This window comes from Microvirga sp. 2YAF29 (genome assembly GCF_052114605.1).
GTDB lineage: Bacteria > Pseudomonadota > Alphaproteobacteria > Rhizobiales > Beijerinckiaceae > Microvirga.
Genome location: NZ_JBFRFB010000005.1, coordinates 95,936 through 109,463, shown reverse-complemented (window position 1 = coordinate 109,463; position 13,528 = coordinate 95,936). Strand labels below are relative to the sequence as shown.

Sequence of the window (13,528 nt, the reverse complement as noted above, 5' to 3'; positions counted from 1 at the left end):
AAGGGGAACCGACATGCGTAGTTTCGTTCAAAAAGTTGCAGTCGCCTTCGTTGGCGCGTCTTTGCTGGCAGGGGGCAGCGTCAGTGCATCGGCCAAGGATCTGAAAAAGGTCACTTACGCCATCGCGACCGCCGACCTGAATGTCGGCTATCCTTTTGCGACACTCGCAAAGGCGCTTGGCTACTTCGAAAATGAAGGGCTCGATGTCAGCATCGTGCCGGGACAATCCTCCGCCGCGACGGCGCAGATTCTCCTGACGGGTCGAGCCGATGTCGGCGTGGCTCAGCCGGATCCGGTCATGATCCAGCGCGCCAATTCAAAGATCCCTCTCATCTCGTTCTACGCCATCAGCCGCCGGGGAACGAACGTGCTCATCACGCGCGTCGATTCTCCCATCAAGACGATTGCGGATCTCAAGGGCAAGAAGGCCGGCGTCGGCGATCTCGGATCGGGCAGCATGACCTATCTCAAATCGCGGCTGCTGCAGGAGGGGATGAGCGACAAGGATGTCCAGCTGGTCGCGACCGGCTACGGCACGCCCGGCTTCGAGGCGCTTAAAAATGGGGTTGTGGATTTCTCGGTCAGCTTCACCGGCGGCGTCGCCCGTATGACGGTTGCCGGTTACAACGTCCGCAAGCTTCCTCAGACCAAAGATGAGTTGAACCAGTACAGCTATAACCTCTTCGCGACCGAGGACTACATCAACAAGAACCCGGATGTCATCAAGGGTTTGGGACGAGCGACCGCAAGGGCAACCGTGTTCTTGAAGAACAATCCCGAGGCAGCCGTGCGCGCGTTCTGGAAATACGCGCCGGATCGCGCACCGAAGGATCTGAACGATCCGAAAGCGATGGAGCGTGACCTCGCAATCCTGACGGCGCAGATTCAGGACATGGCGGCGGACCAATTCCCCGACGACTTCGCCTGGGGCAGTCAGGATGCCGCCGTGTATGAGCGGATCCAGAAGTATCTGGTCGATGCCGGTCAGATCAAGACGCCGGCCGATCCGACGATCTTCTTCAATAATTCCTTCGCCAAGGATTACGTCGCTTTCGATCCCAAAGCGATCGCCGACGCAGCCAAGGCAGCCAACTGAACAAGACATGGCCTGACGGGTCCCATCCTGTCAGGCCATCGAATGATCCAACTTCGCGACCAGCAGATCGGAGCCGACGATGACGCAGATGTCCCATGGGATCTCCTTCCACGACGTTGGGCGAACCTTCATGACGCGCGAAGGGAAGACGCTCACCGCGCTGCAGACCGTGCGCTTCGATGTCCAGCCCGGCGAGTTCGTATCGCTTCTCGGCCCGAGCGGCTGCGGCAAGACGACATTGCTGCGCATGGTCGCCGGCCTCTTGGCCCCGAGTTGGGGGAAGGTCATGGTCGGCGGCAGCGAGGTCACGCGGCCACGTCCTGATTTCGGCGTTGTTTTCCAGCAGCCCCTGCTGCTTCCCTGGCTGTCCGTCCTCAAGAACGTGCTCCTGCCGGTCGATGTCCAAGGTCGGCGAGTTGGCGACTATGTCGAGCGCGCTCACGAACTCATCCAGATGGTCGGCCTCAAAGGTTTCGAGAATCGCCTGCCGGCCGAACTCTCCGGTGGAATGCAGCAGCGCGTGGCCTTGGCCCGCGGCTTGATCCACGATCCCAAGCTGCTCCTGATGGATGAGCCTTTCGCGGCTCTCGACGCCATGACGCGCGAGAACATGAACATCGAATTGCAGCGCATCTGGCAAGCCAACCGCAAGACGGTTCTTTTCGTGACCCACGGTATCCCCGAGTCGGTCTTCCTCAGCGATCGCGTGGTCGTGATGAGTGCGCGGCCGGGGCGGATTTCGAAGATCGTGGACATCCCGTTCGAACGCCCCCGGCGCTCGGAGCTTCTTGGTACGGCGGAATTTGCCGAAGTCGTTGCGGAGATACGCTCGGTCTTCGATGAAGCGCATGGTTCGCACGCGTCCACACAAGCAGCTGCGTAAGGACGTCGGATTCCTTCGTTCATCCGTTACTGACAGGAGAGGAAGCGTCTTCATGAAAAAGGCCCCACAGCGGAAGCTGTGAGGCCTGAGATGATCAAGATCCTTGCGCGTGCAGGATCGACTACACGTCGAGATTCGCCACCGAGAGCGCGTTCTCCTGGATGAATTCGCGGCGAGGTTCTACCACGTCCCCCATGAGCTTCACGAACAGGTCGTCGGCATCGGTTGTGTCCTTCACCTTGACCTGCAGAAGCGAGCGCACATCGGCGTCGAGCGTCGTTTCCCAGAGCTGCTGCGCGGTCATTTCGCCGAGGCCCTTGTAGCGCTGGAGCTGCAGGCCCTTGCGGCCGGCGGCCAGTACGGCGTTGAAGAGCGAGAGCGGACCGTCGATCTGCATCTCGTCGTTCTTGCGAACGAGCTTTGCCGGTTTCGCATAGACATCCTGCAGGGATTTTGCGCGCTCGTCGAGCTTCTTCGCTTCCTGGCTCGCGATGAGCGCCTGATCGAGCGTCGCGGTCTGTTTCACGCCGCGCACGGTGCGCGAGAAGACGTAGCCGCCCTCGCTAACCTCGCCGGTCCAGCCGCGCTCGAGCTCTTCCGAGATCGCATCGAGACGCTGGGCGATATAGATCGCCGCCGCGGGGCCGCGCTCCGGGTCTTCGACCACGTCGGGACGCAGCGCCCCTGCAGTCGCGGCCTGCTCCACAGCCTTGCGGTTATAGCGCGTGTGCAGGCTGTTCAGCACCTGGCGCACGAGGCGTGCCTCATCGATCAGGCCTCTCAGCTGATCGCCCTGGAATTCCACGCCGGTTTCGAGACGCAGCGCGGCATTCTCGATGCCCTCGCCGATCAGGTAATCTTCCAGCGCGCGTTCATCCTTGAGGTAGATCGAGGACTTGCCGCGGGTCGCTTTATAGAGCGGCGGCTGCGCGATATAGAGATACCCGCGGTCGATCAGCTCCGGCATCTGCCGGAAGAAGAACGTGAGCAGCAGCGTACGAATGTGCGAGCCGTCCACGTCCGCGTCCGTCATGATAATGATGCGGTGGTAGCGCAGCTTGTCGAGGTTGAACTCCTCGCGGCCGATGCCGGTGCCGAGCGCGGTGATCAGCGTGCCGATTTCCTGGCTCGACAGCATCTTGTCAAAGCGCGCGCGCTCGACGTTGAGGATCTTGCCGCGCAGCGGCAGCACGGCCTGGAAGGCGCGGTTGCGGCCCTGCTTGGCGGAACCGCCGGCGGAGTCGCCCTCGACGAGCAGCAATTCGCACTTGGATGGATCGCGCTCCTGGCAGTCGGCGAGCTTGCCCGGCAGCGAGGCGATGTCGAGCGCGCCTTTACGGCGGGTGAGCTCGCGGGCTTTACGGGCAGCCTCGCGGGCGGCGGCGGCTTCCACCACCTTGCCGATGAGGGTGCGGGCTTCCTGCGGATGCTCTTCGAGCCAGTTGTTGAGCGCCTCGTTCATGACGTTCTCGACGGCGGGACGGACTTCGGACGAGACGAGCTTGTCCTTCGTCTGCGAGGAGAACTTCGGATCCGGCACTTTTACGGACACGACGGCGGTCAGGCCCTCGCGGCAATCGTCGCCGGTGAGCGAGACCTTTTCCTTCTTCGTGAGGCCGGAGGATTCCGCATAGCCGTTCACCTGGCGCGTGAGCGCCGCGCGGAAGCCCGCGAGGTGGGTGCCGCCATCGCGCTGCGGGATGTTGTTGGTGAAGCAGAGCACGTTCTCGTGGTACGAGTCGTTCCACCACAACGCCACTTCCACGCCGATGCCGTCCTTCTCGGAATTGATGAGGATCGGCTGCTGGATCAGCGGGGACTTGGCGCGGTCGAGATAGCGCACGAAGGCTTCCACGCCGCCCTGGTACATCAGCTCCTCGCGCTTGTGCTCCGCATGGCGCTTGTCCGTGAGAATGATGCGCACACCCGAATTCAGGAACGCCAGCTCGCGCAGGCGGTGTTCGAGGGTGCTGTAGTCGTACTCCACCATGGTGAAGGTTTCCGTCGAGGCCAGGAAGGTGACTTCCGTGCCGCGCTTTCCCTCGGCGTCGCCGACGACGGCCAAAGGCGCAACCGCGTTGCCATGACGGAATTCGATCTCGTGCGCCTTGCCATTGCGGTAGATGCGCAGCTTGAGCCAGCTGGAGAGCGCATTCACCACCGATACGCCGACGCCGTGCAGGCCGCCGGAGACCTTGTAGGAATTCTGGTCGAACTTACCGCCCGCGTGCAGCTGAGTCATGATGACCTCGGCCGCCGAGATGCCCTCGCCCTGATGGATGTCGGTGGGGATGCCGCGGCCGTTGTCGGTGACGGTCACCGAGCCGTCCGCGTTGAGTGTCACGGTGACTTCGGTGGCGTGGCCGGCGAGGGCTTCGTCGATGGCGTTGTCCACGACCTCGTAGACCATGTGGTGGAGGCCCGAGCCGTCGTCGGTATCGCCGATATACATGCCCGGCCGCTTGCGCACCGCATCAAGGCCCTTGAGAACCTTGATGGATTCCGCGCCATAGGCATCAGCACTCACATTGATAGCAGGGTCGGCCATTTAGGATCCTTCGGAGCGCGGCAGGAAACGGGTGCGCACTCGGTGATTGATTCGTCAGATCAGATATTTAGTGACGAATCGTTGAAATTTCACCCCCACGCGCATACGCGCGTACGTGAAAGGGGGCTAGAATCCACGAAAAAGTGCCGTTCAGGGGGTGATTTTTCGCTTCAGGAGCGCCCATAGGCTCAAGGCCAGCAAAAGGGCGCTCACCAGGGCCGGCATGCCCCAGATGAAGGCTGCCTGCGCGACCATGACGCCCGCCTCCGAATCGTAGCAGCGACCAAGCTCGTTGAAGCAATCCGCCCAGCGCCAATAGCGCTCATAAAACATCCAGGCGAACCCCACTGTCAGAAGGCTCCATAGGGCCACCATGGACAGCCGCATCCACAGCCTGTGCCCCCATTGCAGCCAAAGCAGAGCCAGCCAGAACGGAGACAGCAGGATCACGGCGCCGAACAGCAGGCTCATCGCACGGCGACGGCCGCTGCAGCCCCCGCCATGACCGCGCCCGTGCTCTTGTTGAGGATGCGCAGGGCCTTAGGGCTGGTGAACAGCCGCCGCGCCCGGACGGCAAGCACGATGTAGATCCCGAACACGACACCCAGCACCGTCAGGGTCGCCACTACCAGCTCCGCATAGCCCAGCATCGTGATCCTGGTGAGATCGAGGAAGGTGGGCAGAAGGGCGAGGTAGAACACGATGGTCTTGGGGTTGCCCAGCGTCAGCGCAAGCCCGCCGAGAAGCAGCTTCAACGGCCTCTCGGCTTTCGCCTCAGCGGAGACGTCCCGCGCCTCGACGGGGGTCGTCCAGAGCTTGTAGGCGATGTAGAGCAGGTAGGCAGCGCCGGCATATTTGACCGCCAGGAACACCCCATGGAAGGCCTGTGCCAGGGCGGCGAGGCCTAGAACCGCGAAGGTCAGCCATACTACGTCGCCCAGGGCGATGCCGATGCTGAAGGGAATTGCGCCCCTGGGGCCGCGCCCTAGCACCCGCGCCACGATGGCGGCAATGCCGGGCCCCGGCGAGGCGGCGGCGATGAAGAGGGCGGAGGAGAAGAGGAACAGGCCTGCGAGTTCCATGGCAACACCGGGCAGTCAGAAATTGAGTGAGATCCACCACATAAGCCGAAGTGGTTTATCGCACCATCAAGGATTGTTGATGTGTTCAATCACACCGGATGACACCTGCAGCACGTCCGCCCGGCCTTCGAGTTCCGCAAAGAGGCTCGGGTCCGCGCCAGTCATCCAGACCTGCCCGCCTAAGCGCTCCAGTGCCGCGAAGAGGCCCGCGCGGCGGCGGGGATCGAGATGGGCGGCGACTTCGTCGAGCAGTACGAAGGGGGCGATGCCGCTCATGCTGGCGACGAGCTGCGCATGGGCGAGAACGAGGCCGATGAGGAGCGCCTTCTGCTCGCCGGTGGAGGCGGTGTTGGCGGGAATGTCCTTCGGCCCATGGCGCACGATGAGGTCGGAGGCCTGCGGCCCGATCAGCGTGCGTCCGGCGGCGCGGTCGCGGTGGCGGTTGTCGCGGAGGATGGCGCGGTAGCGGTCCTCCGCATCGACGGCGGGGAGCGTCGCCACGAGGCTGTCGATCTCACCCTCCAGGCCCATCGTCGCGAAGGGGAAGGGCGAGTCTTCCGTGCGGGTCTCAAAGATGAGGGCGGCAAGACGCTCCACGGTTTCGCGGCGCGCGGCAGCGACCGCGATGGCGAGCTCCGCCACTTCGCGCTCCAGGGCATCGAGCCAGAGGCGGTTGTCGGGATTTTCCTCGAGCACGCGGTTGCGGGAGCGTAGCGCGCGTTCCAGCGCATTCACCCGCGTGCCGTGCTCGGCATCGACGGCGAGCACGAGTCGGTCGAGAAAGCGGCGGCGGTCGCCGGCGGGGCCGCGAAACAGCGCGTCGAGATCGGGCGTGAGCCAGACGACGCGAAGGAATTCCGCAAACGCCGTCGGTGAGGAGGCCGTTGCCCCGTCGATGCGGCAGATGCGTGAGGAACGGGCGTTCTCGCCCTGAGGTTCGAGCCCGGTGCCGAGGCGATGCTCGCCGTAAGGGGCATCGAGCGTCAGCGAAATCGCGAAGGAGCCTGGACCGCCCTGGCGGGCCATCTCGCCCAGCTCCGCGCGGCGCAGACCGCGCCCCGGCATGAAGAGGGAGATCGCCTCCAGCACATTGGTCTTGCCCGCGCCGTTCTCACCCACCAGCGCCACGAGCGAGCGCGACACGGGAAGGTCCAGGCTCGCATAGGTGCGGAAATCCTGGAGGATGAGACGGACGATTCGGGAAGCGGCAACGGGAGCGGAGGACATGCGCTCCCTTCTTTCAGGAGCGGGCGCGAAAGATCAAGGGTGGGCGCGGCCGAAGTGGAGTTCCTATTGTCGCGACGTTTCCCTGTCATGGCCGGGCTTGTCCCGGCCATCCCGATAGGAAGAGCGCGGCGCCTCCCCAAAACGAGATCACCGGCACAAGGCCGGTGATGACGAGAGACTGATTCTGAAAACGGCGCTTACACGCGCATCGGCATCAGGACGTAGAGCGCAGGCGCGCCCTCGCGGTCCTGAATGACGGTGGGCGAGCCTGGGTCGGCGAGCTTGAACAGGGCCGTGTCGCCGTCGAGCTGGGACGTGATGTCGAGGAGATAGCGGGCGTTGAAGCCGATATCGATGGGCGTGTTGTCGTAATCGACCTCGATCTCTTCCGTCGCGCTGCCCGAATCCGGGTTGTTGACGGTGAGCGTCAGGCGGCCATCGGCGAGAGCCAGCTTTACCGCGCGCCCGCGCTCCGACGAGATGGTGGAGACGCGATCCACGGCCTTCGCGAAATCGCCTCGCTCGACCACGAGGATCTTGTCGTTGCCGGCGGGAATGACGCGCTGGTAATCCGGGAAGGTGCCGTCGATGAGCTTCGAGGTCAGCACCACGCCGTCGAATGTCAGCCGCACCTTGGCGGAGGACAGCTCAACGGTGATGCTCTCCGAACCGTCCTCGACGAGCTTGACGATCTCGGCCACGGCCTTGCGCGGAATGATCACGCCGGGCATGCCCTCGGAGCCGTTCGGCGCGGGCAGTTCCACGCGGGCGAGGCGATGGCCGTCGGTGGCGACGGCGCGCATCACGAGCGAGCCGCCTGCATCGATGGTGTGAAGATAGATGCCGTTGAGATAATAGCGCGTCTCTTCCGTCGAGATCGCGAACTGCGTCTTCTCGATCAGCTTTTTGAGATCGGCGGCGGCCAGCGTGAAGCGATGTGGAAGATCGCCGGCGGCGAGATCCGGGAAGTCGCTTTCGGGCAGGGCCTGCAACATGAAGCGCGAACGGCCCGAGCGGATCTGCATCTGGCCCATGTCGGCGGTCATTTCCAGCGACACCTGCGCGCCGTCGGGCAGCTTGCGCACGATGTCGTAGATCATGTAGGCGGGCACCGTCGTGGAGCCAGCTTCCGTGATATCAGCGGGGATCGTCTCCGTCACCTCGATGTCGAGGTCGGTGGCCCGCAGTCGAAGCGAGCCTTCCTCGGCGCGCAAAAGCACGTTCGACAGAATCGGAATGGTATTGCGGCGCTCGACGACGCGGTGCACGTGCCCCAGCGCCTTCAGAAGAGCGGCGCGCTCAACAGTAACTCTCATAACGCGACACCTATTGTCGGTAAAAATTCTTGGCCCGCTCCCGGCAGGATGGCCGAAACGAGCAGGGGCAAGATTGGCTTTAGTTGCCCGAGAAAGCAAGGCCGTGGCCCTTCTCGCTGGAAAAGCCACGGTCCGGTTCGGTGATCCGCTTATTCCTGCAGCATCCGCTTGAGGAGTTCGACCTCGTCGGAGAGCGCATGATCCTCGCCGATGGCCTTCTCAATCTTGCGCACCGCATGGAGCACGGTGGTGTGATCGCGCCCGCCGAAGCGGCGGCCGATTTCCGGCAGGGAACGTAAGGTGAGGACCTTCGACAGATACATGGCGATCTGGCGCGGGCGGACTACCGCGGCGGTGCGGCGCTCGGAGAGGATGTCCGAGCGGGAGACGTTGTAGCGCGAGGCCACCAGCTTCTGGATGTCCTCGATCTTGACGCGCTTCGGCTCGCGGTTGCGCACGAGATCGCGGATCGCGGTCTCGGCGGTTTCCATCGTGATCGCGGAGCCGGTGAGGGTGGCGTGCGCCAGAAGGCGGTTCACCGCGCCTTCGAGATCGCGCCCATTGGCCGTGATCGAGCGCGCCACGTAGGAGACCACGTTAGGTCCTACATCGAAGCTGGTGTGAATGGTCTTGAGGGCATCGATCCGGGTGGTCAGGATAGAGGTGCGAAGCGCCTCGTCCAAAGCCGTCACCTCGACCACGAGGCCGCCGGCGAGGCGCGAGCGCACGCGCTCGTCGAGGTTTTCGAGATCGGCCGGCGGGCGGTCCGCGGCGATCACGATCTGGCGGCCCGCATCGATGAGGGCATTCAGCGTATGGCCGAATTCCTGCTGGATCTGCTTGCCCTGGATGAACTGCACGTCGTCGATAATGAGCAGGTCGATGCCGCGCAGGCGCTCCTTGAAAGCGAGCGAGGTCTGCGCCTTCAAGGACGCGACGAAGCCGTACATGAAGCGGTCGGCGGTGAGATAGATCACGCGGCGGCCTTGCGTGCGCATTTCATGGCCGATGGCATGAAGAAGATGCGTCTTGCCGAGGCCAACGCCCGCATGAATATAGAGCGGGTTGTAGATCACCTGGCCGTTCGCCGCATGGGCCACGCGGTCGGCGGCGGCATGGGCGAGGGCGTTGGAGCGCCCGACAATGAAGCTATCGAAGGTCAGGCGCGAATCGAGCGGCGCGCCGCCGAGATCGGAAGACTCTCCGCGCTCCTCGGGAGGAAGCGCGAGCGAAGGCGTCTTGGGCTCGCCGGTCGGGAGGGTAATGGCTTGCGCTGGGGCAGTGCTGGCCCGGGGGGCCTCGCTCGGGCGGCGCTGGGGAGACGCGTCGCGGCCAAGCGAGTTGCGCACGCCGATCGCCACGCGCTCAACATCATTGGCCTCGGAGCGGTAAACCGTGAGAACCCGGTCGACATAATGCGACTCGATCCAGCTCTTCAGGAAGCGCGTGGGCACCGTGAGATAAGCACAGCCCTCGATCACCGAATCCAGTTCCAGGCGGCCGAACCAACTGGCGAAGATGTCCTCGCCCAGTTCGGCCCGCAGGCGGCGTTTTACACGCGCCCACACATCAGCTGCTGTCTGCTCACCTGACGATTCCATGCCGCTCTCACTGGGTGCGGCAAAGGTTCGATGGTCCTCGCTGCGATACATAAAAATTCCCTCCACGAGGCTCCGCCTAATACGGCGCGAACCCCTACGCATGACCCGTTTTGAACAAGCAAAGCACGCCCGCTTCACCGGTAGTTCAAAACTTGGCGCCCCCAATTGTACTGAAGCTTATCAAAGTGTTTCTAGGTTGAGATGACCTCTATGGGTCACCCCTTCGGCATGCATTCATGATCGATCAAGACTACCCCTTGGTAAGGGAGGTGCCTTTGTTTGCTTCTTATTATGGTGCAACAACGCCCTAACCTCGCGATGAAGTTCTGCAGCTTGAGACTTGAGTGAATGACTTCACGGCCGCCCGTTGAAGTGAGTTGACCTTATACAGTTGGAGGGAGGCCGCGCAACACGAGCGAAGCGGCTTCATACCTCCAGCGAACCCCAAAAAGCCTCCACGGGTCGTCCACAGCTTTTGAGGCACGACGATAAAGTCCTGACTCTTCAACTGATTCACTGTTCAGCCACAGCCTGTGCAAGGTCTCGAAAAAAGGTTTTCGCGCAACCTTGATTCAGGATCGATTCGGGCCGAGTCGGCGCGTGATTCCGATGCCTCGCGAACCTTTGCCTGCTAAGCTACTGAAGCATATCGAATTTTTATGTGCAGTTTGAATCATAGCAGGGCAGATGATCACCCGGTCATTCGTGGATAAAGTCAAGCTCGTGTGTGGATAAAAAGAGAGCTAAATTTTAGCCGACAAACTTGGCTTAAAGCGCTTGCAGGATGAAGCCGACGCGCCATCTGTGCCGCGGCTTGAGACCCTTGCACAGCAAGGCGTTCAGCCACCCTTGGGTGATGTTATAAAGAATTGCGCCCAGCATGAATTTCTGGCAGTACCGACGACATCGCGAGCGATCGGCACACCGCGCGAAATGCCATGCGAGCCAGCTGCTCGCTGCAGCGTCCTATCGGCCGCACCCGATCCGTCAATTTACCAGTCCTTGAACGCTCGTCGGCGAGCGCATCGCATGGCATAAGACCGCCAAATTTTCTCAGGCTCAAAGACTCCATGATTCGTATCGAGAACGTCAGCAAGCAGAACAGCCACCGGATCCTCTACATCGAGGCCTCCGCGACACTTCAGAAAGGTGAGAAGGTCGGCCTCGTCGGTCCCAACGGCGCGGGCAAGACGACGCTTTTTCGCATGATCACCAAGGAGGAGCAGCCCGATGAGGGCCAGGTCTCCGTCGATCGCGGCATCACCATCGGCTATTTCAGCCAGGATGTGGGCGAGATGGCAGGCCATAGCGCGGTCACCGAAGTGATGAATGGCGCAGGTCCCGTGAGCGAGGTCGCTGCCGAGCTGAAGGAACTCGAAGCCGCGATGGCCGATCCCGATCAGGCGGGCAATTTCGACGAGATCATCGCGCGCTACGGCGAGGTGCAGGGGCGCTACGAGGAGCTCGATGGCTATTCGCTGGAAGGGCGCGCACGCGAGGTGCTCGCAGGTCTCGGCTTCAGCCAGGAGATGATGGACGGCGATGTGGGCGGCCTCTCCGGCGGTTGGAAGATGCGCGTCGCGCTCGGACGCATTCTTCTCATGCGCCCCGATGTGATGCTCCTCGACGAGCCGAGCAACCACCTGGATCTGGAGAGCATCATTTGGCTCGAAGGATTCCTGAAGGGCTTCGAGGGTGCGCTTCTCATGACCTCGCATGATCGCGCCTTCATGAACCGCATCGTCAACAAGATCATCGAGATCGATGGCGGCTCGCTCACCACCTATTCGGGCGATTACGAATTCTACGAGCAGCAGCGCGCGCTCAACGAAAAGCAGCAGCAGGCGCAGTTCGAGCGCCAGCAGGCCATGCTCGCCAAGGAAATCAAGTTCATCGAGCGCTTCAAGGCGCGCGCCTCGCATGCAGCCCAGGTGCAGAGCCGTGTGAAGAAGCTGGACAAGATCGAGCGCGTGGAGCCGCCCAAGCGCCGTCAGAGCGTGGCGTTCGATTTCCTGCCCGCGCCGCGTTCGGGCGATGACGTGATCAGCCTGAAGAAGGTGCACAAGGGCTATGGCAGCCGCAGCATCTATGAAGGGCTCGACTTCGCGGTGCGCCGCAAGGAGCGCTGGTGCGTGATGGGCGTCAACGGCGCCGGCAAGTCCACGCTGCTCAAGCTCGTCGCAGGCTCCGCCGAGCCGGACCAGGGCACGGTGACCATCGGCGCCAGCGTGAAAATGGGCTACTTCGCCCAGCACGCCATGGAAGTGCTCGACGGCGACCGCACCGTGTTCGAGTTTTTAGAGGATTCCTTCCCGCAGGCTGGTCAAGGATCGCTGCGCACGCTCGCCGGATGTTTCGGCTTCTCGGGCGACGATGCGGAGAAGAAGTGCCGCGTGCTCTCGGGTGGCGAGAAGGCGCGCCTCGTCATGGCCAAGATGCTCTACGATCCGCCGAATCTTCTGGTGCTCGACGAGCCTACCAACCACCTGGACATGGCGACGAAGGAAATGCTGATCGATGCCCTCTCGCGCTATGAGGGCACCATGCTCTTCGTTTCCCACGACCGCCACTTCCTCGCGGCTCTCTCCAACCGGGTGCTGGAGCTGACGGATGACGGCATCCATCAATATGGCGGCGGCTACACGGAATACGTGGCCCGCACCGGGCAGGAGGCTCCGGGGTTGCGTAACTGAACATCGATCAATGTAGATCAGGTTCCGACTTAAGCGCAGATTTCCCCCTCCCCCTGTGGGGGAGGAGGGCTTGTCAACTCTACCCCTCAAGCGCCCTGATCATCTCTACCCGGGTCGCATGCCGGCCACCCTCGAACTGAGCAGTCAGGAACGCATCCACGATATCGAGCGCCAGCCCTTCGCCCACGATGCGGGCGCCAATCGAGAGCATGTTCGCATCATTGTGCTGGCGAATCATGCGGGCTGAGAATGTGTCGCTGCAGACGCCGCAACGGATGCCCTTTACCTTGTTCGCCGCCATCATGATGCCTTGGCCAGTGCCACATAGAATGATGCCAAGCTGGCAATCGCCAGAGGCAACGAGCTGCGCTGCCGCCTCGCCGTGGGCAGGATAATGTGTGCTCTCGGGTGACGTCGGACCAATATCGACCACTGACCATCCATTTGCTGCGATATGAGCGGCGACGGCCTGTCGGAGTTCAATGGCGGCATGGTCGCTAGAGAGGACGATGCGTTTGCTCGCTGTCATGAATAGGTCGTCCGAGTTTCCGAGGAAATTTGGCGGCTTGGCCGAGGTTGAGAAGAGTGCGGAATGCGCTGAGCAGCTTGCAAAGCTTAGTTGCACCAAGTGCTTCCTGCCACGTGTTTCTTATATCTGAGTGGATGCCGCAAACGAAAAACCCGGCCGCGAGGCGCAGCCGGGTTCGATCAGTTCGGTGCCGCCCGTGAGGGCAGCTTCCTAATAATTAGGCGCTCAGAGCCTTGATGCGGCTGGTGAGGCGCGAAACCTTACGCGAAGCGGTGTTCTTGTGCACGATGCCCTTCTGAGCGGCGCGCATCATCTCGGGCTCGGCGGCGCGGAGAGCGGCAGCAGCCTCGGTCTGGTTGCCGGAGGCGATTGCCTCCTCGACCTTGCGCACGAAGGTCCGCATGCGGCTGCGGCGCGACTTGTTGATCGCGGTGCGCTTCGCAATCTTGCGGGTCATCTTCTTGGCGGAAACGGTATTGGCCATGGCCAAAGCCTCGTTCTTTTAAATCCCGACGCGACGAAGCGGCTTGAGCCCTGTCAGCAATCGGATGAT

Annotated in this window: 11 protein-coding genes; 3 read left to right on the top strand and 8 right to left on the bottom strand. The window is 62.4% G+C overall.

Going from position 1 to position 13,528, the window contains the following annotated elements; all coding sequences use genetic code 11:
- Positions 1-13 precede the first annotated feature (13 nt).
- Complete coding sequence (locus tag AB4Y85_RS08455) at positions 14-1,096, top strand: ABC transporter substrate-binding protein (RefSeq protein ID WP_441984437.1); 1,083 nt, start codon at positions 14-16, stop codon at positions 1,094-1,096.
- Between the two features lie 79 nt (positions 1,097-1,175).
- Positions 1,176-1,979 carry an ABC transporter ATP-binding protein gene (locus AB4Y85_RS08450; RefSeq protein WP_441984436.1) on the top strand — a complete coding sequence of 268 codons (804 nt, stop codon included), beginning with the start codon at positions 1,176-1,178 and terminating at the stop codon, positions 1,977-1,979.
- A gap of 121 nt (positions 1,980-2,100) precedes the next feature.
- Here the strand turns inward: AB4Y85_RS08450 and gyrB are convergent, their stop codons facing one another.
- From gyrB to dnaA, 6 genes are all read right to left on the bottom strand, one after another.
- Positions 2,101-4,527, bottom strand: a complete 2,427-nt coding sequence (gyrB, locus tag AB4Y85_RS08445) for a DNA topoisomerase (ATP-hydrolyzing) subunit B (RefSeq protein WP_441984435.1) — start codon at positions 4,525-4,527, stop codon at positions 2,101-2,103.
- 150 nt (positions 4,528-4,677) lie between these two features.
- Complete coding sequence (locus AB4Y85_RS08440) at positions 4,678-4,998, bottom strand: hypothetical protein (protein WP_441984434.1); 321 nt, start codon at positions 4,996-4,998, stop codon at positions 4,678-4,680.
- A complete protein-coding gene (locus tag AB4Y85_RS08435) occupies positions 4,995-5,609 on the bottom strand; it encodes a LysE family translocator (RefSeq protein ID WP_441984433.1) in 615 nt (204 codons plus the stop codon). Before AB4Y85_RS08435 ends, AB4Y85_RS08440 begins: the two co-directional genes overlap by 4 nt.
- Positions 5,610-5,675: 66 nt before the next feature.
- Positions 5,676-6,836: a DNA replication/repair protein RecF gene (recF, locus tag AB4Y85_RS08430; RefSeq protein ID WP_441984432.1), complete on the bottom strand. Its 1,161-nt coding sequence runs from the start codon at positions 6,834-6,836 to the stop codon at positions 5,676-5,678.
- 197 nt (positions 6,837-7,033) lie between these two features.
- A complete protein-coding gene (gene dnaN / locus AB4Y85_RS08425) occupies positions 7,034-8,152 on the bottom strand; it encodes a DNA polymerase III subunit beta (protein WP_441984431.1) in 1,119 nt (372 codons plus the stop codon).
- 149 nt (positions 8,153-8,301) lie between these two features.
- Positions 8,302-9,753 carry a chromosomal replication initiator protein DnaA gene (gene dnaA, locus AB4Y85_RS08420; RefSeq protein WP_441984430.1) on the bottom strand — a complete coding sequence of 484 codons (1,452 nt, stop codon included), beginning with the start codon at positions 9,751-9,753 and terminating at the stop codon, positions 8,302-8,304.
- 1,070 nt (positions 9,754-10,823) lie between these two features.
- Here dnaA and AB4Y85_RS08415 point away from each other — a divergent pair.
- Positions 10,824-12,446: an ABC-F family ATP-binding cassette domain-containing protein gene (locus AB4Y85_RS08415; protein WP_441984429.1), complete on the top strand. Its 1,623-nt coding sequence runs from the start codon at positions 10,824-10,826 to the stop codon at positions 12,444-12,446.
- A 79-nt stretch (positions 12,447-12,525) separates the two neighbouring features.
- Here AB4Y85_RS08415 and rpiB read toward each other — a convergent pair whose 3' ends face one another.
- Both rpiB and rpsT read right to left on the bottom strand, forming a co-directional pair.
- Positions 12,526-12,975 (bottom strand): ribose 5-phosphate isomerase B, encoded by a 450-nt coding sequence (gene rpiB / locus AB4Y85_RS08410; protein ID WP_441984428.1) that lies wholly within the window; start codon positions 12,973-12,975, stop codon positions 12,526-12,528.
- Positions 12,976-13,192: 217 nt separating this feature from the next.
- Entirely contained in the window at positions 13,193-13,459 is a 267-nt protein-coding gene (gene rpsT / locus AB4Y85_RS08405; protein ID WP_441984427.1) for a 30S ribosomal protein S20, read from the bottom strand.
- Positions 13,460-13,528 lie beyond the last annotated feature (69 nt).